At 48.6% G+C, this 24582-nt stretch carries 22 protein-coding genes; 16 read left to right on the top strand and 6 right to left on the bottom strand.

All coding sequences use genetic code 11. The features are described from left to right. Positions 1–4: 4 nt before the first annotated feature. From FC47_RS08030 to FC47_RS08020, 3 genes are all read right to left on the bottom strand, one after another. Complete coding sequence (locus tag FC47_RS08030; protein ID WP_056968575.1) at positions 5–1201, bottom strand: MFS transporter; 1197 nt, start codon at positions 1199–1201, stop codon at positions 5–7. 68 nt (positions 1202–1269) lie between these two features. Next, positions 1270–1977: a TVP38/TMEM64 family protein gene (locus tag FC47_RS08025; protein ID WP_056968574.1), complete on the bottom strand. Its 708-nt coding sequence runs from the start codon at positions 1975–1977 to the stop codon at positions 1270–1272. Between the two features lie 22 nt (positions 1978–1999). Further along, complete coding sequence (locus FC47_RS08020) at positions 2000–3220, bottom strand: DUF2075 domain-containing protein (protein ID WP_033935365.1); 1221 nt, start codon at positions 3218–3220, stop codon at positions 2000–2002. A gap of 155 nt (positions 3221–3375) precedes the next feature. On the opposite strand from FC47_RS08020, the gene FC47_RS08015 reads away from it, so the two are divergent. The 6 genes from FC47_RS08015 (at position 3376) to FC47_RS07990 (ending at position 11613) form a co-directional block, all read left to right on the top strand. Further along, positions 3376–5157 (top strand): 1-deoxy-D-xylulose-5-phosphate synthase, encoded by a 1782-nt coding sequence (locus tag FC47_RS08015; protein ID WP_056968573.1) that lies wholly within the window; start codon positions 3376–3378, stop codon positions 5155–5157. Between the two features lie 245 nt (positions 5158–5402). Further along, entirely contained in the window at positions 5403–6233 is an 831-nt protein-coding gene (gene proB / locus FC47_RS08010) for a glutamate 5-kinase (RefSeq protein ID WP_045025381.1), read from the top strand. Then, positions 6234–7475, top strand: coding sequence for a glutamate-5-semialdehyde dehydrogenase (locus tag FC47_RS08005; RefSeq protein ID WP_056968572.1), 1242 nt, complete (start codon positions 6234–6236; stop codon positions 7473–7475). Between the two features lie 295 nt (positions 7476–7770). Next, positions 7771–9204 (top strand): amino acid permease, encoded by a 1434-nt coding sequence (locus tag FC47_RS08000; protein WP_056968571.1) that lies wholly within the window; start codon positions 7771–7773, stop codon positions 9202–9204. 98 nt (positions 9205–9302) lie between these two features. After that, complete coding sequence (locus FC47_RS07995; protein WP_056968570.1) at positions 9303–10685, top strand: C69 family dipeptidase; 1383 nt, start codon at positions 9303–9305, stop codon at positions 10683–10685. A gap of 28 nt (positions 10686–10713) precedes the next feature. Beyond that, positions 10714–11613, top strand: a complete 900-nt coding sequence (locus FC47_RS07990; RefSeq protein ID WP_056968569.1) for a DNA/RNA non-specific endonuclease — start codon at positions 10714–10716, stop codon at positions 11611–11613. A 39-nt stretch (positions 11614–11652) separates the two neighbouring features. On the opposite strand, the gene FC47_RS07985 is transcribed toward FC47_RS07990, so the two are convergent. Continuing rightward, entirely contained in the window at positions 11653–11994 is a 342-nt protein-coding gene (locus tag FC47_RS07985; protein ID WP_045025376.1) for a helix-turn-helix domain-containing protein, read from the bottom strand. Between the two features lie 259 nt (positions 11995–12253). On the opposite strand from FC47_RS07985, the gene FC47_RS07980 reads away from it, so the two are divergent. Then, positions 12254–14581 carry a phospholipase D-like domain-containing protein gene (locus FC47_RS07980; protein WP_056968568.1) on the top strand — a complete coding sequence of 776 codons (2328 nt, stop codon included), beginning with the start codon at positions 12254–12256 and terminating at the stop codon, positions 14579–14581. Between the two features lie 116 nt (positions 14582–14697). Then, positions 14698–14895: a hypothetical protein gene (locus tag FC47_RS07975; protein ID WP_048345120.1), complete on the top strand. Its 198-nt coding sequence runs from the start codon at positions 14698–14700 to the stop codon at positions 14893–14895. Between the two features lie 48 nt (positions 14896–14943). Here FC47_RS07975 and FC47_RS07970 read toward each other — a convergent pair whose 3' ends face one another. Next, the gene (locus tag FC47_RS07970; RefSeq protein ID WP_045025535.1) at positions 14944–15210 is read right to left on the bottom strand and encodes a DUF454 family protein; all 267 of its coding nucleotides are present in this window, start codon (positions 15208–15210) and stop codon (positions 14944–14946) included. Positions 15211–15373: 163 nt separating this feature from the next. Here FC47_RS07970 and FC47_RS07965 point away from each other — a divergent pair, with 163 nt between their 5' ends. Next, a complete protein-coding gene (locus tag FC47_RS07965) occupies positions 15374–16252 on the top strand; it encodes an alpha/beta hydrolase (RefSeq protein WP_235804005.1) in 879 nt (292 codons plus the stop codon). Between the two features lie 47 nt (positions 16253–16299). On the opposite strand, the gene FC47_RS07960 is transcribed toward FC47_RS07965, so the two are convergent. Further along, positions 16300–17844: a gluconokinase gene (locus FC47_RS07960; protein WP_045025372.1), complete on the bottom strand. Its 1545-nt coding sequence runs from the start codon at positions 17842–17844 to the stop codon at positions 16300–16302. 149 nt (positions 17845–17993) lie between these two features. On the opposite strand from FC47_RS07960, the gene FC47_RS10760 reads away from it, so the two are divergent. The 7 genes from FC47_RS10760 to wecB all read left to right on the top strand — a co-directional run bounded on the left by FC47_RS10760 (position 17994) and on the right by wecB (position 24557). Further along, positions 17994–18155: a hypothetical protein gene (locus tag FC47_RS10760; protein WP_162833809.1), complete on the top strand. Its 162-nt coding sequence runs from the start codon at positions 17994–17996 to the stop codon at positions 18153–18155. A 135-nt stretch (positions 18156–18290) separates the two neighbouring features. Next, the gene (locus tag FC47_RS07955) at positions 18291–19484 is read left to right on the top strand and encodes an aminotransferase-like domain-containing protein (RefSeq protein WP_033935374.1); all 1194 of its coding nucleotides are present in this window, start codon (positions 18291–18293) and stop codon (positions 19482–19484) included. Between the two features lie 402 nt (positions 19485–19886). After that, the gene (locus tag FC47_RS07950; RefSeq protein ID WP_056968567.1) at positions 19887–20756 is read left to right on the top strand and encodes a hypothetical protein; all 870 of its coding nucleotides are present in this window, start codon (positions 19887–19889) and stop codon (positions 20754–20756) included. Then, positions 20749–20985 carry a hypothetical protein gene (locus FC47_RS07945; protein WP_056968566.1) on the top strand — a complete coding sequence of 79 codons (237 nt, stop codon included), beginning with the start codon at positions 20749–20751 and terminating at the stop codon, positions 20983–20985. The genes FC47_RS07950 and FC47_RS07945 overlap by 8 nt, the downstream gene beginning before the upstream one ends. After that, entirely contained in the window at positions 20975–22285 is a 1311-nt protein-coding gene (locus FC47_RS07940; RefSeq protein WP_179944441.1) for a glycosyltransferase family 2 protein, read from the top strand. Before FC47_RS07945 ends, FC47_RS07940 begins: the two co-directional genes overlap by 11 nt. A 15-nt stretch (positions 22286–22300) precedes the next feature. Further along, complete coding sequence (locus tag FC47_RS07935) at positions 22301–23446, top strand: glycosyl hydrolase family 8 (protein ID WP_033935377.1); 1146 nt, start codon at positions 22301–22303, stop codon at positions 23444–23446. Between the two features lies 1 nt (position 23447). After that, the gene (gene wecB, locus FC47_RS07930) at positions 23448–24557 is read left to right on the top strand and encodes a non-hydrolyzing UDP-N-acetylglucosamine 2-epimerase (protein WP_048345112.1); all 1110 of its coding nucleotides are present in this window, start codon (positions 23448–23450) and stop codon (positions 24555–24557) included. Positions 24558–24582: the final 25 nt, after the last annotated feature.

The following is a 24582-nucleotide window of genomic DNA, read 5'->3' as shown; positions in this document are numbered from 1 at the left end:
GATCTTAGCCAAATTGATGGCGAGCAATCAGTCTGCTCAAAGCAAAACTGATCAAAAAGGCAACTGCTAAAAACATTACCACGACCAGGTACGGGTACTGGTAGTTGATATCCAGCAGCGCCCCAGAGATCAAAGGACCGATAATGTTGCCAACGCTGGTCAGTGACATGTTGATGCCGTTTAAAAGACCTTGATTCTGCTCGCTCATCTTGGTCAAAAGCGTTGTGATCGCCGGCCGCAGCAAGTCGAAGGCCTCAAATACGACCAAGGTGGCGATGATAATCTGCCAATGCGAATGATCATAAATAACTACGACCGTTCCGACTGCGCTCAGCAAAAAGGCCCAGCGTACCAGCTTGACCTCTCCTAGCCAGAGTACCATGCGTTCAAAGAAGAAGACCTGCAGAATCAAGGAGATGATCCCGTTTAGCGTTAGAACGGTGGCAATCGCGCCCAGCCCGAATTGGTGGACCTCATTGACGTAAAGACTGTAGATGCTTTCAAAGCCGGCCAGTCCAAATGCCGCGACAAAAATCATTAAAAACGCGGTCGTCATGGCCGGGCTGAGCAGTGACTTGACCTGCGTCCAAGTGCTGTCCTGCAGATCCTTTTGAACGTCTTCGGTATGCGATTTGAATTCCTCATTTTGATCGCCTGGCAGTAAAAGCCAGGCCACCAGAGTACTGATCAGTCCAAGAATACCGGCAATCCAAAATGGCACCTTATAGCCGAAGTTGGCCAAGATGCCGCCAAGGCCGGGCCCAAGAATCAGCCCACCGCTAAAGGAAGCCGACAGCCAGCCGATTACCTTGGCACGGTCCTTCAATGAGGTCAGATCGGCAGCCAATGCCATTGAAGTCGGCACGACCATGGCTGCTGACAGTCCGTCAAACGCCCGTGAAAGATTGAACCAGAAAAGGTGACCAGCCAGAGCAAAAACAAACTCGGCCAGGCCGAAAACCAACAGTCCCCAGACGATCAATGGCTTACGACCGATTTTGTCAGAGATACGCCCGACGATTGGGGAGCCGATGAATTGAACTAGGGCAAACAAAGAGGACATCAGCCCCATTTCAAAGGCCGAAAAGTTATATTCTTTTTTGATAAATGGCATGACGGGAAAGATCAGGCTCATGCCAAGACAGATTAGAAACTGACAGACCAACAAAATCCAGATGGTCCGTTTTGATTGCGAACTCATAAAAAACTCCTTATTAAGATTAATTGGCAAAAATAAAGCGGGAATGGACGCTGGGTCGCATTTCCGTTTTATTCGCTCAGCTGTTTTTGTTTGATTTGACTGCTGGCGCGTTTATGATGCTGGTGGGCACCAACTGAAACGAGCGTCAAAATGATGATCAAAGCCGCGAAAATCACCAGCTGAGCAAGGTTCTCGCTAAAAATTGCATTGCCGCCAAACGCGTAGATAAATGAGCATGGCAGCATTCCCAGGGCAATCAAGGGCAGCATCTGTGTCGGTGAGACCTTAAGCCGGACTCCCGAGTAGTTGACCAGTGCGTTGGGAATGGCTGGAATCATATAACCAATAATCAGGCCAAGGCGGGGGTGGGGCTGATTAAGCAGTTTTTGCAGCAGCTGATGCTTCTTGAGTTTTTGTGACAGATGCACGCGGCTAAACAGCAAGGCAACTGCCAGATTCCCCAGGATGTTGCCGCTCCAGCTGATCAAAAGGCCGATCCAAGGTCCATAGCAGACGCCGGCCAGAATGCATACCGCGGCAATTGACATGCCTGGGATCGCGTTAAGCAGCGCGATGACCATCATTAAAAGCAGAAAGTCCTTGGCCCCGTGATCACGAATCATCTTAGTAAGCATGACGCGGTGTTCGTGGGTCGGATGCATCAGCAGCTTGATTTCTGGCCAGTAGTCAAAACCGACCTTAATCAAGACGATCATGGCAAAGATGCCGGCCAGAATCGTCAGCCAGCGACTGTTAAGATGTAGTTTTTGAGGCATCGGGGTATCTTCTTTCTATCGGTTAGGCGTTCAGTGCCTGGCTCAGCTCAAAAAGCGTTTGACGCAGCAGTGGATCATGAGCATACAGATAGGTTCCTTTAACGCCGCGCTTTAAGATTACGTTTAAAGCATTTAGGATCATTCGTTTCTCATAATGAATGATCTGGTCGGGATCCGTCAAGTCTGCACGCTTTTTAAAGGCCTCAGTATCGGTAAAGCGATCCAGATTGACCTGCAGCTGATTGGTACCAGGCTTTTGGCTGATTACTGGTCCAATGATGATGCCGGCATAATTGAGATCAAAACCCTGGCAGGTATAGATTGAACCGACCTCATCAATGGTTTGCGGCAGCTCAGCCCATGGTGTGGCAGTAAAGTTGTACTGGTCCCAAGGCATTTTAAAGTCGCCTTCACAGATATAGTGCTTGCCGCCATCTAAAGTTGAGGGATAGCCAGACGTTGAAAGAATTCTGGACAGGCCGACTTCTTGGTTGCGCTTGACGATCAGCTGCCGCATCTTTTCTGCATCGTTAAAAATACGAAAATCATAGTGATCGCAAGCGTTTTTAGGCAGGGGCTCAATCAAGCCGTTGGTCAGCTGGTTGAACCAGGCAATCAGATCGTCAGAAGCCGTCATGCGAAACTGGTGCTTGAGCTGATAGCTTTGGTGTGGATAAGGCGTGATCAGCTCATTTAAGCGCTCCAAAGTCCAAAAGCTCTTCATGCGCAGAACCTGATACTGATCAAATACCAAAACAACGACCTTAGCGCGCTTAATGATCTCAAGCAGCTGATTTTCATGGTAGAAATTATTATAGTGATCAGGCTTGCTTAACAATAGATGCGCCTCGTCAATGACTACGATATCGGCATTGGCGTTGTTTTTGTCCAGCTGATTGATAAACGAGGTTGGCCGCTGATAGTCTTTTTTTAACAAAGTTTTGATTGGTCCGGCAATCTGCTTGTAGACTTTAAGGACTTCGGGATGGTTGACCAAAAAATAGTTATGCGTCCCGTAAAAAGGACTGTCTGACTGAACCCGGGCGGCCTGCTGCAGACGAGCAAACAGGTGTGACAAGACGACGCTCTTACCAGTGCCGGCATCACCCAGGATCGTATAGACAGCGGGAAAATCCTGCGTTAAGTGCTGCTTGGCAAACAAAATCACCTCATCGACCAGCTGAGCCTGTTCATCGGTCAGGGTTTTAAATGGTGACAGCTTTTCGATGGCTTGATTTGACATCCTGCTCCTCCTTTCTAAAGCAATGCTTACTTAATGTTACGAATCTTTTTGGTTGCCGTCAAATTAAAGGAATTACCAACCGTTTTCTTTATTTCATGAAGTGTTGTAAAATAGATAGCTAAGAAGATCGTTTGTAAATTTGAGAGGTGGAAGAAATGAATCAACATCCGGATTTCCTGCTGAATGAAGTCAACGAGCCCCAAGACATCAAATCGATGAACCTGGATCAGCTCAAGGAATTGGCTCAAGAAATGCGGCGGCTGGTACTTGAACGTGATAGTGCAGTCGGCGGGCATGTCGGTCCCAACCTGGGCGTGATGGAGCTGACGATTGCATTTCATTATGTGTTTGATTCCCCGCACGATAAGGTGATCTGGGACGTCTCGCACCAATGCTACGCGCACAAAATGCTGACTGGCCGCAAGCTGGGATTTTTGGATCCTGATCATTATGAGGACGTCAGCGGCTTTACCGATCCAAGCGAAAGCCCGCATGACTTCTTTAAGGTCGGGCATACTTCCACTTCGATCGCTTTGGCAGTCGGGATGGCACAGGCTCGTGATCTGGTAAATCCTGATAGTCATGAAAACGTGATGGCCGTCATTGGCGATGGCTCGCTTTCCGGCGGTTTGGCATTTGAAGGCTTGAACAATGCTGCCAAGCTCAAGAGCAATCTGATCATTCTGGTCAATGACAATCAGATGTCGATTGATGAGGATCAAGGCGGCTTGTACCGCGGCTTAAAGGAACTGCGCGATACGCAGGGACAATCAGCCAACAACATCTTTAAGTTCATGGGGCTGGACTATCGCTACGTGGCAGACGGCAACGACTTGAAGACGATGATTGATGTCTTTAAAGAGGTCAAAAACATTGATCACCCAATCGTTTTGCACGTTAATACGCAAAAAGGTAAGGGTTATCAGCCAGCCATCGATGATCAGAAGAAATACCACTGGCGCGCGCCGTTTGACCTGCAGACCGGTGAAAGCAAGCAGTCGGCACCAAAAGAAAGCTACAGCGCGGCCGTGATTGATGAGCTTAATGCCCAGGTCGAAGCCGGCAAGCCGGTTGTGGCCATCAATGCTGCAATTCCTGGGATGTTTGACCTGGAACGCTTTAAAGCTGCCCATGCCGAGCGCTATTTTGACGTTGGCATTGCCGAACCCGATTCCGTAACGACGGCAGTGGCTATGGCAGCTGGCGGCGCGCGGCCCGTTCTGTTTGAGAGCAGCACGTTTTTGCAGCGGGCCTATGATCAACTGGTACATGACGTGGCCTTAAACGAATATCCTATTGTCATGATCGTTCGTGGCGGCACGATTTCCTCAGATTCTGCCACGCATCAAGGCACGTTTGACATCTCATACATCAGCAGTCTGCCAAATATTGAGTATCTGGCGCCAACCAACGTCGAAGAAATGATCTCCATGCTGCGCTGGGCCTTAAAGCAAAACGATACGCCAGTGGTCATCCGACAGCCAGAACACGAACTGCTGCACGGCACGCCTTCCCAAGACAGCTATGCTACGATTGACTATGACATTGCTCATCATGGCAGCGAGGTTGCTATCATGGCCGTGGGCGGTTTCTGGCAGCTGGGCGAGGAGGTCTGTCGGCAGCTGAAGGAAAAGCTCAATATCGATGCCACCTTGATCAATCCTAAGTCAGTTACCAGCATTGACCAGCGTGATCTGCACTATCTGCAAGAGGATCATGACATCGTCGTTACGATTGAAGATGGCAATCTCAGCGGCGGCTTTGGCGAAACGATCGACCGCTACTATGGACCAACCAACATGAAAGTCTTAAACTTTGGCGCGCCGCGTGAGTTTGCTGACAACGTGCCGCTGGAAGTACTCTATGAATGGTACCACTTGACGCCGGAACAGATCGTTGATGATATCGAACGCGTCGTCCACTCGGCAATTTACTAAGCCATCTGCTTGACAATTGGCAAAAAGCATTTTATAGTTCAAATAATATCATCGCGAATCAATTAAGGGTCGTTCAGAGAATCGCCGGTAGCTGCAAAGGCGAGCAAGCATCCGAAATCCTGTCGCGAGCTGACTACATTGAAATATTTTTTTAAAAGGGTAAAGCACGTCTTTAAACGAGAATGGTACCGCCGTCACTGGTGTCTCGATTAAGGGCGTGCTTTTTGTCTTAACGAGGTAAGTATATGGAAGCAAAAATGATTCGGCGGCTGGTCGTCAAAGTAGGGACCAGCAGTCTGGTAATGAAAAACGGGCGGATCAATCTACCTTCAATTGATCGCTTGGCCTATTCGTTGTCTGCACTGAACAATGCCGGCTATCAGGTCGTCTTGGTATCTTCGGGGGCCATGGGGGCGGGGCTGGCCAGTCTGAATAAAACGCAGCGGCCGGCAGCCATTGCTGAGCAGCAGGCCTTGGCATCTTTAGGACAAGTCGAGCTGATGCGTATCTATTCTCAGCGTTTCTTGGACTATCAGACGCGAATCGCGCAGCTTTTGTTGACGCGCGACAATCTGGAATATCCGCTCAATCGCACTAACGTCTTGAACACGATTGAGGCTCTGCTGCAGCAAAAGATCGTTCCCATTATTAATGAAAACGACCCCGTCAGCGTCGACGAGCTGGATCATCACACGACCTTCAGCGATAATGATGAGCTTTCGGCTTTGGTAGCCACACGGATCGGGGCGGACCTGCTGATCGTTTTGTCGGATATTGATGGTCTGTTTGACAAGGATCCGCACAAAAATGCCGATGCCAAGCTGATTGAAAACGTTGCAGAACTCACCCCGGCAATCAGATTGAGCGCGACCGGTTCGTCAACGCGCTTTGGCACGGGCGGAATGGTTACCAAGCTTAAAGCTGCCGAAACGATTTTAAACGCGGATCGGCAAATGGTCCTGTGCAACGGTCAGGATCCGCGGGTAATCTTAAAGGTGGTCAATGGTCAGCCAATTGGCACGCATTTTGGCCGTCATTCAATCAAGCCGTTAGCAACTGACAAGGAGGAATTTTAAATGAACGAGACATTGATTAAAATGGGCCAGCGCGCTCAGGCAGCCGAACAGGAACTGATGCTGCTGGATACGGCTGCCAAAAACCAGGCCCTTTTGCAGATGGCCCAGGATCTTTTAGCCGCTAAAGAAGAAATTATCGCGGCCAATCAGCTTGATATGCAGCAGGCAGTTGATATGCCAAAGAAGTTTACCGATCGGCTGCTGATCAATGAAAAGCGCATTGAAGACATGGCGGCCGGCTTAAAGACCGTCGCGCAGCTGCCAGATCCAGTTGCCAAGATCGACAGGGGCTGGTACACGGCTGATGGGCTGCAGATTCTACAAAAACGCGTTCCTTTAGGCGTAATCGGTATTATCTTTGAAGCACGGCCAAACGTTACCGTTGATGCCGCGGCCCTGACGTTTAAGAGCGGCAATGCCGTAATTCTGCGGGGCGGTAAGGAAGCACTGCATACCAATGCCGCTTTGGCCAATGTCTTGCGGCAATCGCTGTCAGACCAGGATCTGCCAAAAGACAGCGTACAGCTGATAACTGATACCAGTCACGAAACGGCCGGCGACTTGATGCACCTTAACGATTATCTGGACGTTTTGATTCCTCGTGGCGGCCGTGGCTTGATTCAGCGCGTAGTTAAGACGGCAACGGTTCCGGTAATCGAAACCGGTGCCGGCAACTGCCACATCTATGTCGATAAGGATGCGCAGCTGGAAATGGCGCAGGCAATCGTGGTCAATGCCAAGGTGCAGCGGCCATCCGTCTGCAACGCGGCCGAAAAGCTGTTGATTCACCAAGACGTGGCCGCTGCCTATCTGCCGGTCCTGGCCAAGAGTCTGCGGGCTCATGGCGTCGAGCTGCGCGGCGATGAGCGGGCCCAGGCGATCGTTGACATGCAGCCAGCTACAGATGCTGATTGGGATACTGAATATAATGACTTGATCATGGCAGTGAAGGTCGTTGATTCGTTTGATGATGCCGTCAAGCATATCAATGCTCACAGTACCCACCATTCAGAAGCCATTATTACCGATAATCTGGCAAGCGGACAGGCCTTTTTGAACCGGATCAATTCAGCCTGCGTCTACATCAACGCCTCAACACGGTTTACGGATGGCAGTCAGGTTGGCTTTGGGGCTGAGATCGGCATCAGTACGCAAAAGCTGCACGCCAGAGGGCCAATGGGGCTGGAGCAGTTGACGACGATCAAGTATCAGATCATCGGTAATGGCCAGATTCGTCACTAATTTCTTAAACATGGATAAATGAGTTGCATAAATTGTTTTCTAATGCTATTCTAATAGCATACTAAGTTTTAAGGAGGAAGTTGAAATGCTAAACATGCAGTTTAAAATGTGTCTAATTCAGCTAACCTCCACCTCAACCACAACAAACTAAAGTGGTTGAGTTCTTCAATCTGGATATCAATAATGCAGCCAACAGCTGATCGAATCCGCTCAACCACTTGTTAAATCTTAAGTGGGATTGAGATGGGTGGATTCGATCGGCTTTTTGTTTGGTTAAAAATAAAGGAGTTTTATTATGGAAGAGCAGAACAACAATCATCTGCGCCGGTCAATGACGACTGGCCAGATGGAAATGATCGCCATTGGTGGGACGATCGGTAGTGGTTTGTTTATGGGGGCCACCTCAACCATTAAATGGGCTGGTCCATCCGTTCTGTTGGCCTATGCCGTAGTTGGCCTGATTTTATATGCCATGATGCGGGCCTTGGGGGAAATGATCTATTTGAATCCGGGCACGGGATCGTTTGCCGATTATGGTACCAAATACATCAATCCATTGTCGGGATATCTGGTTAAGTGGAGCAACGTCTTTCAGTTTATTATTGTCGGGATCTCGGACGTCATTGCGATGTCGCAGTATTTGAACTATTGGTGGCCAAATCTGCCAGACTGGCTTTCAGGTATTATTCTGATCGTTATCTTAACACTGGCCAATCTGGTTTCGGCAAAAGCCTATGGATCATTGGAATTTTGGTTTGCCATGGTTAAGGTCGTTACGATTATCTTGATGATCGTAGTCGGCTTGATGGTGATCGTCTTTGGTCTAGGCAACAACTGGCATCCAGTCGGCCTGTCCAATCTTTGGTCGCACGGCGGCTTTTTCCCGAATGGCTGGAAAGGCTTCTTCTTCTCGCTGGCAGTGATTGCTGGGTCTTATCAAGGAATCGAGCTGCTGGGGATTGCGGCAGGGGAAACGGCCTCACCGCAAAAAGCCATTGTTAAGTCGGTTAAATCCGTTATCTGGCGAATCTTGATCTTCTACATTGGAGCTATTTTCGTCATCGTTTCCATCTATCCTTGGAATCAGCTGAGCGCGGTTGGTTCCCCATTTGTTGAAACGTTTGAAAAAGTCGGCATCACGGGAGCAGCTGGTCTGATCAACTTTGTCGTGTTGACGGCAGCAATGTCGGGTGCCAACTCGGGAATCTACAGTGCTAGCCGGATGCTGTTTAAGCTGTCGGTTGATCATGAGGTTTCGCCATTCTTCTCCAAGCTGTCCAAGCGCGTGGTGCCAAACGTCGCGATTTTAACGATTGCCGGCTGGATTTTGGTTGGTTTTATCCTTAACACCATTTTGACGCAGATGAGCAAAACGGCTTCCAACCTGTTCGTCATCGTCTACAGTGCCTCGGTTCTGCCCGGGATGGTGCCTTGGTTCGTCATCCTGCTTTCTGAGTTGCAGTTTAGAAAGCAAAATACCGATCTAATGAAGAACCACCCATTTAAGATGCCGCTGTATCCGTTCTACAACTATTTTGCCACGGCAGCCCTGCTGGTTATTCTGGCATTCATGTTTATCAATCCGGATACGCGGGTTTCAGTTTCGGTCGGGGTAGTCTTCTTGGCAATCATGTCGCTGATCTACTTTATTCGGGTCCGCAAGCATGAAGAACCTGAGGCCAGCGAAGAAGCTGATTTTGAAAATGAGCATCATTTAAAGAAACATTAATGGAAATTAAATTAGCGTCTGGTCAATTGGCCAGGCGCTTTTTAGCAGGGACAGTATGCTATAATTTTTATTAATCATGAATTAAGGAAGGGATCGCAGTGAAACATACCTGTACGACTTTTTTGGCTGGGAAGGCGGCCACGATTGATGGATCGACTTTGATCTGTCGTCAAGAAGACTATGGCAACGCGTTTGATCCACAGCGCTTTGTTGTCGTCAAGCCAGAAGAGCAGCCGCGCCACTATGCCTCTAAGACGACCAGCTTTACGCTTGAGCTGCCGGAAAATCCGCTCAAGTATACGGCCGTGCCTGATGCCGATGATAGCGCCGGTGTCTTTGCGGCTGGTGGCATCAATGCCGCCAACGTTGCCATGACTGCAACCGAAACCGCTACGACCAATGCTCGCGTATTAGGAGCCGATCCGTACAATGCGGACAGCGGGATTGGCGAAGAGGATTTTGTCACCTTGGTACTGCCTTATATCAAATCGGCTCGCGAAGGCGTCAAAAGGCTGGGCCATCTTTTAGAAAAATATGGTACTTATGAATCCAATGGCATTGCGTTTAGTGATCAAGATGAGGTCTGGTATTTTGAAACGATTGGCGGTCATCACTGGGCGGCTTTAAAGATTCCCGATGATGCCTATGTAATTGCGCCAAATCAGTTCAACATTACCGATTATGACTTTGAAAGCGATGCAGCTATGTACGCCGCTGATCTGCCGGCATTTATCAATCGTTATCACTTGAATCCTGAGCACGGTCTTAACCTGCGCGAGATCTTTGGCAGTCGTACGGCCAGCGATGCCCGCTATAATTATCCGCGCGCCTGGTACGTGCAAAAGCTGCTGAGCGATGACGAACCAAAACTCCCGACTGACCAGGATCTGCCGTTTATCTGTCATCCAAAGCGCAAACTAGCGATTGAAGACATCAAGCAGGCAATGAGCATGCATTTTCAGCATACCGACTTTGATCCATATGGTCAGGGATCTGCAAATGATCAACACAAATATCGCCCGATCGCGTTAAACCGCAATCTTGAAATTCACATGCTGCAGATCAGAAACCATGTACCGGCCTCGATTGCGGGCGTGCACTGGCTGGCGTTTGGTCCCAATACGTTTAATGCCGTGGTGCCGTTTTACGCTAACGTTGAAGACACGCCGGCACCATATAAGAATACGACCAGCGACTTTGATCCGCAGAATATGTATTGGCTGACGCATACGCTGGCGGCGCTGGGCGATCAGAACTATCAGCGCTATGAAATGATGGAAGAAAATTTTGAGCAGACGGTTATGGCGGCCTGTCGTCAGCTGCAGTCCCAAACCGACGCGCATGTGCAGACAGTCGATGAGGTCAGTGCCGAACTGACGCAAGTCAACGAGCAGATGGCGCAGGTCTCGCTGACTGAGAGCACCAAGCTGTTGGGCAGGATGGTCAAAGAAGCATTTAAACACGAGAAACTGCAATATTAATAATCATTTGATAGTCAAGGAGGAATAAATGAAGAAGAAAACGCGTCGAGTCCTGCATTGGCTGACGGCTTTCGTAGTTTTGTTTGCCCTCAGCAGTCTGATCAAGCCGGGGACGCAGACTGGCAATTCAGCCACGGCTACCAGCACCGCCAGTAGTTCAGCCGTTTTAGCCAGTCAGTTAAAAGAAAAGCTGAATGGCCTGGTTAACAAGACCAGCAGCTCAACTGGCAGTCAGCAGGGTTCCAGTACGTTGATCACGCCCAGTCAGACCAAGGCCGCCTCGGTTTTGTCAGAAGGCGTTAAGCAGCAGCTGGGCGGCAGTCTGACCTGGAATGGGCATGGTGCATACATTGTCAATAATAACCAGACCCAGCTGAATGCCAGCGTCAGCAGCGCGCCATATGCCGTCAACTATACCGACAGCCGCGGGCGAGCATGGCGAGGCGAGGCCTGGCTGAATAAGACGACGCGTCAGTATCGCAGTCGTGACCAGACCGGCAACGGCGCTACCAGTTGGAAACCAGCGGGCTTTTTACAGGCAACGAATCTTACCAATGGTCCATCACATGCCTATGACCGCGGCCACCTGCTGGGTTACGCGCTGGTTGGCGGAATTTCAGGATTTGATGCCTCAGAGTCGAATCCGAAAAACATCGCCACGCAGACGGCTTGGGCCAATGAGGCGGCCAGCGAGAGCTCAACCGGGCAGAACTACTATGAAGGACTGGTCAGAAAGGCACTGGACCAAAACAAGAAGGTGCGCTATCGGGTAACCGATATTTATGATGGTGCCAATCTAGTTCCATCAGGCGCGCATATTGAAGCCAAGTCCAGTGATGGCAGTCTTGAGTTTAATGTCTTTGTGCCTAACGTTCAAAATAATATCGTAGTCAATTACGCAACTGGCGCCGTAACGGCAAGCAATTAATAAAAAACAGTCGACGAAAAATTACGTCGACTGTTTCTTTTACTGTGTGTCTTTAATCGCGTCAATCAACTGTAAAATCGCATAGGCTGCTTTATCAGCCTGCTGTGGATCCATCGATTTTAGCTGGTAGATTAACTGATTAACTGAAAGAGAGGTTTCGCGGTCACGCTGACTGTCCTCGACCAATTGTGCAGTTGAGATTTGCATGGCGTGGGCAATCTTGTTAAGTGTTTTGATGCTGACGTTTTGATCACTTGTTCTCTCTAATCGTGAGATGAAATTGACAGACAAACCGCTTTCTTCAGCAAGTTTTTCCTGTGTTATCCCGAGGCTTCTACGGAAGGCTCTGATATTCTCGCCTATATTTAAAATTTCCGGCACCCCCTCTTTTTAAATCTAACTAAAAAATTTGAAATTTTTAACGTTATAGATAAACGGTTTCGCGAAACAATTTTTGCAATTAATGCACATATTATAGAATTCACAGAATTTTTGAGTAATTTGGTTTTTGCATAAAATAAAATCCTGGTGAGTGCACATAAATTTGCCTGTCATTCTTTAGGTCCAAAACTTGCAAACGTTATAAAAATACAGCAAAATGGAACATAGTATAAAACGATGACGAAGAAGGAACCAGTTTATGAGTACGACGACGCAAAATTCGGCCAGTCAAAGACGACGGGTCCACTACGTTTTTAATAATCAAGAGGTGCCACGCTTGACGATTCGTCAGCTGTTTGACACTCGCCGCTTCAGTCGCTTGACGGCGGTTACCGGAGAGCTGGATGCCGACTTTTTCAATCAGCATCTCAGCGACTTTATCCAAGTTGAGATTGCCTTGGGTGCTCCAGAACAGACAACGCCACAGACTGCGGATGAGACGGCCACTAAAGGTGCTTTGACGAATGCACTGCTGGCCGTTGCCAATAAGCAGCCGGCGCGTTTGTTTGAGGCTTTGAGCGGGCAGAATCAGCTGAACGTGCTGAATGGTCTGTACACGGTTGAGCAGGCTCCCGTGCAGGCCATTCATTCACGCTTTTATCTGCTTAGCGATGATACCGGCGCTCAGACGCGGGTAATCCTGGGCAGCATTAATCTGACCGCAGCTTCTTTTGATGAGCATCACAATCAGCTTGAAGAAGTACTGGTGTTTGATAATAGTCCCTTATATGCTAATTTTATGCAACGGTTTAAGAATGATCTTAAACCAGTCTTAAAAAATTATTTTTCCACTGAGCTGCTGAGTGCCGCACAAAAACAGCTGGATGCCATGAAAAAGGATCAAAAAGCCGGTAAGGATGTCGGCAACGTGATCATTCTTGGCAATGAGACGACTGACCAAATCGCGATTGCCGATATGACCGAGCTGATTTCACATGATGTCCAGCAGCAGATCGATCGGGGAATCGTCGGCCAGGAGATTACCAAGGCCATGCGCGACATTACGACTGATCGGGCCTTGGTAAAAGATGAGCTGGAGCGTTCGATTCATCAACATGATGCCATCTTCAACCTGCAAAAAGACTCGGTTTCGCCACGTGCGGCCAAGCCAACGCTTAAGACGCGCGAAAAGATCTATAAACGAGTGCGGCAGACGCTGATGACTGATATGACGCCGCAGGAACGCTCCGCCGAGAAAAAATACACCACGTTTTTGTATGATCGGCCAATGGAGCGGAATCTGGCCAATGACAACAGCGGCCTGTACGTGCCAAACGATGCGGGAACCTATCCAATTCCATTTGGCAAGCTGGCCACCATCAGTGAGATCCGCGACGGCTTAAAGAGTATTGATGCCGTTATGCAGGGCTATGCCAAGTACGTGGTCGACTACACGCCTGATTATGGCCGGCGCTTTTATGAGGCCATTTTATACAGCTTTACGGCGCCATTTTTATGGGAGATTCGCTCCAAGGCCAGTCTTAATCCGGAAGACGGCAATGACGTTCCCAACTTTTTGGTGCTGGGAGCTACGGCAGGCTCAGGCAAGTCAACGCTGCTTAGAATCATCAATCAGCTGACCTGGAATACGGACCGCTCATTGATTGACTTTGGTACGATCTATCCAACCGAGACGCCGCAAAAGAAGCTGAAGACGGTTCAGGCGTTAGAGCACTATATGAAGACCGGCAGTACCTACCCAGTCTTGGTCGATGAGATCGAGCCCTACTTCTTCCAGCAGGATCAATACAGTCGGCATCTGATCGTTGACACCATGAATGATCTGGTCAACCATCCACATGCCGTGGCGCCTTTGATTGGTACGACCAATTATGACTCCGGGTTCACCATGCTGCGAGAAACGGCGCGCCGGACCTACTACCTGCAGATCGACAAGGTGATTGACGAGGCGCAAAAAGGCGAGGCCAACAAATATATCTACAACGTCCGGCAGACGCTAAACAACACGCTCTTCAAGGATTTTGTCGTTCGAATGGCCACGCTGCTCAGTGACGATGAGACGCCATGGCGGACTTTTGATAAACAGACGGGGCGGTTGGACTTTTTGGCCAATACGCGCAAGCTTTTCAAAGAATATTATGAGATGGCGGATCTGCCATTACCTGACTTCTTTGCCGATGCCATCTGCGACGATTTTCGCGAAAGCGCGCGGAGTCGGTGGGCCAAGCTGTATCTGACGCAGACTGAGGACTTTAAGCACTATGCCGATAAGCACAGTCTGCTGTTTGACATCTCTAAGCTCAATACCTTTAACGGCTTTAGTGCCGACAGTATTGAAGAGTACCGTAACGCGCTGCCGGTTGAGATCTGTGTCGATGGGATCAATGGCAAGCGCGGCAAGTTTATGGAGATCAAAGAGGATGCCTTTTTCAAGTGGATTGGCGAGCCCGATCCTTATCTTGAAGACGCCGACTTTGCCAAGGAAGCAGCAGCGGAGCCAGAACGTTCAGCAGTTGCCGAACCGCCAAGAAAAAAGAAGGGCTTTTGGGCACGACTGTTTGGCTAGGCAATCATCTTTGAACAGCCGCTGTTGGTTTTGAATTGAAATTAGCGGTCGAAAGGGTTTACAATATCTTCTAGAGATAGTTTAATCAAACAATTAACTTAAGGAAGGTTTGTCAGATGCGTTTTAATCGAGAATTTTATAAGGACGTCTTCTTCTGGGGCGGAGTACTGATCTTTTTGTCAGCGATTTTATATCAAGGCAGCTGGTCAACCTGGTTTGGCTATTTTGATGTCTTCTTGATCGTTTTCGGTCTGGCATTGGCAGCGATGACCATGGTTAGCCGTGACGTCCCTAAAAACAAACAGTCAAGATAAAAAGGATTTTAGCCTCATGCTAAAATCCTTTTTGTTTGATCAGCTTGCTTAGTCTTGTTCCGCTTTGATCAGTACGCGCTTTTTGGTTTGGCGCTTGGCATGGAACTTTTCCAATACTGGAACGACCATGCGCTGATACCAATGGCGACTCGTGAGCCAGCGATGGAAGCGGGGCGACAGCTTAGAGAGCGCAAACAGCGCCAGCAGGAAAAATGGTACCTGAGGGATTACGGGCAGTGCCAACCCAATAATGCCACCGACAAAACCAGTCAGTGCCAGCATTCCCCAGCCAATTTTCTCCAAAATGATCAGCATACGGTCATCTCCTTTATAAACGCGACTTGATTTTGTTGGCAAGATTATAGCACGTTTGGCTTCAAAGCGCATTGAAAACGAATCGGCCTTGAGTCTTTTTTAATCTTTGCTAAACCAGCGGTGCGTTATAATTAGGCTAGTTTGATGATAAGGGATGATGGTAATGCTGAATAAAAAACAGCTGGTGATCAAGATAGTCTTAAAACGGGTGTGGTACCTGGTTTTTGGCATTATCATAATTGCGATGGCCGTTCAGCTTTATTTATTGAAGGGAACGCCTAGCCAGCCCTTGAATATGCATCGGCTGCGCTCTGATGTCAGCTATACCGGTACACCGACGCTTTTGATTCCAGGACAGGGCGGCAATACGATTACCTTTAATACGTTTATCAAGCGTGCTCAAAATGAGAATATCGCGCAAAGTGCCATGGTTGTGCGCGTCTCGCCGACTGGTCAGGTGCGTGTCAAGGGCAGTCTCAAGGGTCAGAAAAATCCGCTGATCCAGATTCTGTATGACTGGAATTATAACGTTTCGTTCAAACCGCAGATGCATCAGCTGACGCAGGTCTTGATCGTTTTGCATCAGCGCTATCACGTCAAGCGTTTGAATGTCGTCGCGCATTCTTATGGCGGAACGGAATTTCTCCACGCCTATCTAAGCAATCATAAGCTGCAAAAAGAAATCGCATTTCAAAAGATCGTGCTGCTGGGCGTGCCGGTGGAAGAAAGCTTTGGTACCAATACCAAGTATACGGCCTGGCTGTTTAAAAAGTCGCGGGACGCGGAATTCAAGCAGCTGCTGCGGCAGGTAAAAAAAGCGCGGTTTGCTAACAATGAGGCCGTCTACAACATTATAGGCAAAGAAGCTGATCAAAAGACGGATGGCGAGGTTCCCAACATCCAGTCGCAAATGATGGCAACGCTGTTTAAGAATACCTCGGTCAAATACGTACAGCGCTGGTATCCCAAAACCACTCATCGGCAGCTGCATGAAAAAAAGGCAATTTTGGATTACGTCATGCAGATACTTTGGGGAAAATAGCATTGCTGACAAAAAAGAGCACGGTAAAACGCGCTCTTTTTTAGTAATTAGTTAAAGTGACAGTACTTATGCTGAAAGTCGGCGATTGCATTGTATTCCTGCTGCAGATCGCTGCTGAGCTGAACATAGATTGGCACCAGCGATTGATAGATGTCATAGGTGGCCGGATCTGGCTGGCAGGTTGCGGCCTTTTTAAGATGTTCTTTGATGGCATCGATTTTCTTGATCATTCCTAGACTCTTCATACCCATGACTACGGCGGCTAACGTTCGGCTGTCCTGTTCTTGCGGAATGGCCACAGGACTTTGAAAGACATCGGCCAGGATCTGCCGCCACAGGCCAAACCTGGCAAAATTACCAGTTGCCATGATCTGCCGTGGTTCGCCGACGACCGTTTCCAGGGTTAGACTGATTGCATAAAGCTCATAGACGGTTCCCTCCAAAACGGCTCGTGCCATGTGTGCCCGAGTGTGGTGCGGCGTAAGGCCAAAGAACGATCCCCGGGCGTTGGCATTCCACATTGGGGCCCGCTCGCCGTTTAAGAAGGGGTGAAAGATCAGACCGTCTGAACCAGCGGGAATCGTTTTAGCAATCTTGGCCACGACATCCAGACTTTCTTCATGCATCATGTTGGCCAGCTGCTTTTCTGGGGCAAACAATTTGTCGCCAGCCCAGCTGAACACCGTATTGCCGGCATTGATCGGGCCACCAACGACCCAGTGCTCCTCATCCAGGGCATAGCAGAACAAGCGCCCTTCGATGTCAAAGCGCGGCTGATCAGTAATTACCCGGACTGCTCCTGAAGTATCGCCAATCGTAATAGCCGTGGTTCCCTGATCCAGGGCGCCAACTCCCAGATTATCCATTGGTCCGTCAGCTGCGCCCAGGATAAATGGCGTATCCATTGGCAGACCGATCTTAGCGGCAATCTGGCTGCGCAGTCCCCGTACCTGTTCATATGGACTGGCCAGCTGCGGCAGTTGGTCGGCTGAGATGCCAATCAGCTTAAGGGTTTCTTTGTCCCAGTCAAGCTCTTTTAGATTTAACAGACCTGAAGCACTGGCTGATGAGATGTCGGTTTTCAAAACGCCAAACAGCCGCCAGAACACATAGTCTTTGATGCCCAGCCAGCAGGTCGTGCGCTCAAAAATCTCGGGATGCTCATTTTTAAGCCAGATCAGCTTATAGGGCAGGGCCATTGGATGGGTTGGCGTGCCCGTACGCTGATAGATCTTTAGTCCTGCGCCGTTTTGCTTCATTTCGGCCGCGTATTTGGCTGCCCGATTGTCGCCCCAGGTCAATACACGCGTCAGTGGCTTATTGACGCGGTTTAAGCCAATCAGACTGTGCATCATGCTTGAGAAAGAGACGCCCCGCAGCGTGCCGTTGTTTAGATCTGTCTTACCAACGACCTCGTGCAGCGTGTCAACGACCGTGTCGAAGATTTCATCTGGGTCTTCTTCTAACATTTCCGGTTCGTCACGGAATAGATGATGTGAACGAGACGCGCTTGCCAATGCATTGAAGTCCTGGTCATATAAAACCGCCTTGGTGCAGGTGGTGCCGATGTTTACACCGATCAAGTAATCCATTTGATCCCCTCATTTCTAGTTTCTAAATACAAGTATAAAAAAAGCCAGGCAGTGGTTCAAGCATTTCAAAAGATTTTGTGAAATTACTCACGATAATTTTTGAACCATAAAAATGTTAAAATAGACAAAAAACAACAGAAGGTGAAAAAATGCAAAAAGAACATGGCCAAGTAACGGGAATTATTTGGAAAACACCGGAAGAAATGGCTGCCTATCAAGAACTGCAGCAGTATGCCAAAGATCATAGCATGACGGTTTCAGCGGCTGCCAAGCAATTGCTGATGCAGAGTCTGCGCCGTCATGTCAACTGACAGATCGCTACGACTTAATTTTTTTTGCCAAAAGGACTTGCAGAATTAAAAAAATGCGACTATTATAATAGCCATATTAAAATTTAATGAGATTCATTAATAATTTGTTTCTAAGAATGAATAGGAGTGATCGGAATGGTTCAATTTTCAAAACGGGTTCCAGCAGATGGTACGGACGCAGTTGGTGCAATCCTGGCAGCAGCGGCTGATCCATCAGTAATTTCATTTGCCGGGGGCCTGCCAGCGCCAGAACTGTTCCCCGTCGCAGAAATGAAAAAAGCGGTCGATACGGTTTTTGACGAACACGGCCGCGAAGCCATGCAATATGGTGCATCGCGCGGGGTAACGGAACTGCGCGAACTGATTACCAAGCGCGTTAAGGAACGTGAAGGTATTGATTCAAAGGTAGAAAACGTCATGGTAACGACTGGTTCTGAACAAGTGCTGGATCTGGTCGGCAAGGCCTTTATTGATGAAGGCGATGAAGTCTTGGTCGAGGATCCAACCTACCTTTGTGCGCTGGATGTCTACCGTTCCTATGGCGCCAAGTTTGTCTCCGTTCCTCAAGATGACCAGGGGCTGCGTGTCGATGCCTTGGAAGAAGCGCTGAAGAACCACCCAAAGGCCAAGCTGCTATATACGGTTTCCAACTTCCAAAACCCAACTGGCAAGACGATGCCGGTTGATCGCCGTAAGAAGGTTGCCGAACTGGCAGCTAAATACGACGTCATGGTGCTGGAAGACAACCCATATGGCGACATTCGCTTTGAAGGTGAACACGTACCAGCTATCAAGGCATTTGACACGACTGACCATGTTTTGTACATGAGCACGTTCTCTAAGATCTTGGCCCCAGGTTTCCGTTTGGGCTGGGTTCTTGGTGATCCGAAAGTCATCGACAAGCTGACGGTGCTGAAGCAGTCAACCGACCTGCACACTGATCAATTGGCACAATGGGCCGTCGTTGAATTCTTTGCGCAAAACGACATCAACAAGCACGTTGACCAAATCAGTGCTCTGTATGGCAAGCGCAAGGACCTGATGATTGAAGGCATGAAGAAGTACTTCCCAGAAGGTGTCAAGTACACGAATCCAGAAGGCGGGATGTTCCTTTGGGTTAAGGTTCCTGGGGTTACGGATACGGTTGAGCTGTTCAAGAAGTGCTTGAAGGAAAAGGTTGCCTTCGTGCCCGGTGATCCATTCTTTGCCGGTAAGCCAGAACCAGGCACCTTCCGTCTGAACTACTCCAACATGCAGGAAGACAAGATCGAAGAAGGTCTGAAGCGTCTGGGAAAGGCCTTGTCTGATGCCGTTAATGAAAACAAGTAATGCGAACGATTATTGAGTTTAGTTTCATTGATTTTTCAGCCAACATTTATAATTGATTAAATGCAAACTGTCAGCTGTTTAGCTGGCAGTTTTTTTAATTGATTAAGGTCATGCCGGCCAGACCCAGCGAGCCATATTTACGTAATCGATAAAACCGGATAAGAATTCGGAAACACAATAAAATCAAGCCATTGCTTACAGCTTGCTTAATCAAAAATTAGGAAAAATTTATTTATAAAAATAATTATAGGAATAAGGCCGTTTAAATTTTATCAGATCGTTGCTATCACTTATAGTTAGCTTCTGATCATTAAATATACCGATTGTAACTTTTAGTAAAAATAATTATATTAGTGGTACGTTTTATCTTTATCAATCAAAAACTAGTATGGAGGGATGACAATGTTTCGCCGACATTCGATTCTGTTTTTTCAATTGGCGATTATGATGGTAATCATTGCTTCGATGGCCTTGATCATCTGGTCATCGCTTTACCAGACCAATATGATGATTGCCATGGCCGTTATGATTGGATTGGGCGTTTTGGTAGGGATGATGATTCCCAGCATCTTAATCAGTTGGCTGATCATTGCATTAACGACGCTGGGCAGTGCAATTCTGCTGCTTGGTTATGTAGTGATCGCGGCACCGATCAAGCTGGCCTTGCTGTTCACTTTTCCCGTGATTGCCTCGTTAACTTTAGTCGCCAGAGAAATGATCACTGGCTGGGGCTGGCTGGACAAAAACCGCAGCGAGATTCAGTCATACGCGGCCCACTATGATCCCGTCACTAAGCTGCTGACTCGCTATAATGCGGTCAAGCTGTATGAAAAGTGCATACTGTATATTCATGATCGCGACGACGTCAACCTCTGGATCAACGTATCAGCCATTCATTGGGCACACAGCACCCAGTTTCAACAGTTTCATGAGCAGGAATATAATCAGATGCTCCAACAGATTGCCCGGGTTCTGAAACTTGATCGGCTGCCTTCTGAATCGCTTTACTATCTTGGCAACGCCACGTTCATGATTATTTCGAATGAACTGTCGGATCGGGTCTTAAAGCAGCTGAATGATCAAACCAAAAGACTGCTTGGCGAGATTGAAGTCAATGGGGCCGCGGCTCAGTATAAATGGGGAACGCAAAAAATCGATCGTCAAAACGTGGCGCACTTCATGACGTTTGAAAAAGTTGGTCGGCACCTGCAGCGTGAGATGGAGACTGACATTGTGACCGAATATCTGAAAGGAAATGTGATCGATGGTTAGGATCTTTTTTTTGCTGGCGACGGCAATTACGCTGCTTTTTTTACTGGCAATGGTTGTTTTGTTTATCTGTAACTGGATCATCTACTATCGCATTGAGGAGATGGCAACGCATGGCTTGGTCAAAAACGATTTAACGCAGGCCAAAGATGATCTTTTAAAGCTACCGCCTAAAGAACACATCAAGCGGCGGTTGCAGGAACTGGGGGTGAAGTCGGCTGATGATCAGTGAAATAATGATGGTCGTGACGCTGGTGTCAATCTGGCTTTCACTGTTGATGTCGATCATTACGCTGAGCGGAGCAACCAGTTTTTGGTTCAAGCACAGCCAGATTCGTGCTGATGTCTTGCCATTGAAACGCTATCCCATGATCACCCTGGTCGTGCCGGCTCATAATGAAGAAATCGTGATTGCCCAGACTGCCAAAGCGATTTTGGAGCTCAACTACCCCCAGGACAAGGTCGAGCTGCTGCTGTACGCCGATAACTGTACTGACGATACGCTAAAGGAGATGCACCGCTTGATTGCGCAGCCCCGTTATTTTGGCCGCAACGTCAAGATCATCAATCGTCACGGTACAGGCGGCAAGGCAGGCGTGCTCAACGATGCTCTAAAGATTGCACATGGCGAATATATTGGTGTTTATGATGCGGATGCCATTCCCGAGCGTAATGCCCTGTATTTTCTGGTACAAAAAGCGCTGGAAAATCCTGAACGCTATGTGGCGGTGTTTGGCCGCAACAAAACGCGAAACGCACAGCAGAACTTTCTGACGCGCTGTATTAATCAAGAAATCGTCGTAACCCAGCGAATCCAGCATTGCGGCATTTGGCACATGTTTAAGATTGGCCGGATTCCGGGAACCAATTTCATCATTCAGACCAGATTCGTTAAATCAATTGGCGGCTGGCGCAATGGGGCATTGACTGAAGATACCGACATCTCGTTTAAGATTATGCAGCAGAACCGCTTGATTGCATTGGCCTATAACTCGGAGGCCTTTCAGCAGGAGCCTGAGACAGTGCATGACTACTACTTTCAGCGACTGCGCTGGGCAAAGGGCAACTATCAGGTGGTGATCCATAATTTTAGACATCTGTTTGACCGCAGCAACTGGCGCGTTAAGCTGGAGACGTTTTATTACTCATGTACGTTCTTTTGGTTCAATGCGGCGATCGTTTTATCAGATGTGATCTTTTTTGCCAACGTGGTCACGCTGCTTTTGCGGTTGGTAGTGCCTAGTCTGACGGTGCCGTTTACTTTTGGCGAAAGCAACATCTTAATTGCGCAGCTGCTTTTATTCAACTGGCTTTTGATGATCAACCTGTACGTTTTACAGATCAGTATTGCCATGTCGACGCAGTTTGGTCAGGCGACTACCAGTCAGCTCTGGCTTGCCCTGGCCTCTTATTTTACCTATTCGCAGCTGTTTATCGTCGTTTCCGTTCATGCGGTCATCTCGGTAACTCTAGATGCGATCCTGCACCGCAACGGCAACGTCTGGGTAAAGACCAAGCGCTTTGATGATTGATGATGGGAGATTGCAATGAAGCTCAATAAATATACCTGGATCTTTGTTGGCCTGATTGCCGCGGTTTATCTGGGAACCTTGCTGTGGGTGCGGCTGACCAATCCAGTCTATCTGCAGCAGAACATGTATCGGACCTGGGAAAAAAGCTATGTCATGCATCCCAGAGCTGATCAGTCGTTTGTCAATACCAGTACGAACAACAACCATCAAAAACCGGTCGCACTGTCTGAATCACAGGGCTATGGCATGTGGATTACGATCATGGCCGCTAAAAAAGGCTGGGCGAGTCGGCAGGATTTTGATCGCTTTGTCAACTATTGGCTGGCGCATCGTGATTACGTTGGCGATCAGCACCAGACGCCGACGTATCTGATGTCTTGGCGGCAGTACTATAACCGGCATCATCAGTGGGTGGCTGACGTCAACAGTGCAACCGATGGCGATGTGTATATCGATATGGCATTGGCGCAGGCTGCCAGACAGTGGCCGTCAAAAGCAGACTATTATCGCAGCCTGGCTAAGAAACTGAGCAGCGACATTCTGGCCTATGAGTATAATCCACAGACCAGAGCGTTGACGGTTGGCGACTGGGTGACCAAAGACTCGCCATATTGGCGGCTGATGCGCACTTCTGACGTGATGCCGTTTGTGTTTAAGACCTTGGCTGAGACAACGGGCGACTCGCGCTGGCAGACCGTCAACAATGCAATGCTGGATCGACTGGTTGACTTGAGCCGCCAGCATCAGACCGGTTTGGTACCGGATTTTGCCTGGATCACCCGAAATTCTGCCAAGCCGGTCAAGCCAAAGACGATTTCTACCAAACAGGATGGCAGCTATGACTTTAATGCCTGTCGGGTGCCAATGATGATGGCAGTTTCTGATGATCCGCGCGCTCAAAAAGTATTAAGGAAGATGCTGCGTTTCTTTAGTCATCAGCAATATGTCACGGCCGGCTACTCGTTAAGCGGCAAACGCCTGGTTAAGTATCAGTCGGCCAGCTTTTCGGCACCAATCTTTTTTGCCGTCAGTCATCATCGTGGCGAAGGCTTTGACAATCTGTTTGACAGTCAAAAGTACATCTTCAGCCGCCCTCTGACGCGTAAGAACTATTATGACGCGACGCTTACGGTGATCGCGGCTTTGGAAGGACTGAACTAAAATGAAGATTATGACGGTAATCGGTACGCGGCCGGAAGGAATCAAGATGGCGCCAGTAATCAAGCTGCTGGCCCAAGACCCGTCTTTAAAATCAGTGGTCGTAACGACTGGCCAGCACCGCGAAATGCTGCAGACCGTTTTTGAAGTGTTTGATTTTAAGCCCGACTACGACTTAAAGATCATGGCGCCAAATCAGACGCTGACCCAGATTACCAGCCGGGTTCTACTGGGGATGGAACGCGTCTTGCAGCAGGAAAAGCCTGATCTGATTCTGGTGCATGGCGATACCAGTACGACCATGGCGGCCAGCCTTAGTGCATTTTATCATCAGATTCCAATTGGCCATGTGGAAGCTGGTCTGCGTACCTGGGATAAGTATTCGCCATATCCAGAAGAAATGAATCGCCAATTGACCGATGACCTGGCCGATCTGTATTTTGCGCCAACCAAGCTCAGTCAGGCCAATCTGCTAAAGGAGCATCATCGGGCCAGTCGGATCTTCGTGACCGGCAATACCGCGATTGATGCCCTGCAGTATACGGTTCAAAGCGATTATCACCATGACGTTTTGGCTAAGATCTCGCCCCAGCAGCGCATTATTCTGCTGACGATGCATCGACGCGAAAACCAAGGTGCCTCCATGCAGCGGGTTTTTGAAGTCATAAAAAAAGAAGTGGCTCGGCATCCCGATGTTGAGGTTATTTATCCCGTGCATCTAAGTCCTAAGGTGCAGCAGGCTGCCCAGGCGGTATTTAAAGACGAGCCCCGTGTCCATCTGATTGCTCCTTTAGACGTGGTTGACTTTCATAATCTGGCCGCGCGCAGCTATCTGATTATGACCGACTCAGGCGGCGTGCAGGAAGAGGCGCCCTCGCTAAACAAGCCGGTATTGGTGCTGCGTGACGAGACTGAGCGTCCAGAAGGCGTTAAGGCCGGCACGCTGCGCTTGGTAGGGACGGATCCGAATCGTGTCGCCCAGGCAATGGAGGAGCTGCTTTGTGATCAGACCGTCTATCAAAAAATGGCGCAGGCTCCTAATCCATATGGAGATGGTCATGCTGCTGAGCGCATCGTTGCCATTTGCAAACAGTTCTTAAATACTAAAAACTAATACATATTTTAAGAATGATCCCCGT

The sequence above is a fragment of the Limosilactobacillus mucosae DSM 13345 genome (genome assembly GCF_001436025.1).
GTDB classification, from domain to species: domain Bacteria; phylum Bacillota; class Bacilli; order Lactobacillales; family Lactobacillaceae; genus Limosilactobacillus; species Limosilactobacillus mucosae.
The sequence above is the reverse complement of the archived record's forward strand: the minus strand, read 5'-3'. Positions and strand labels throughout refer to the sequence as shown.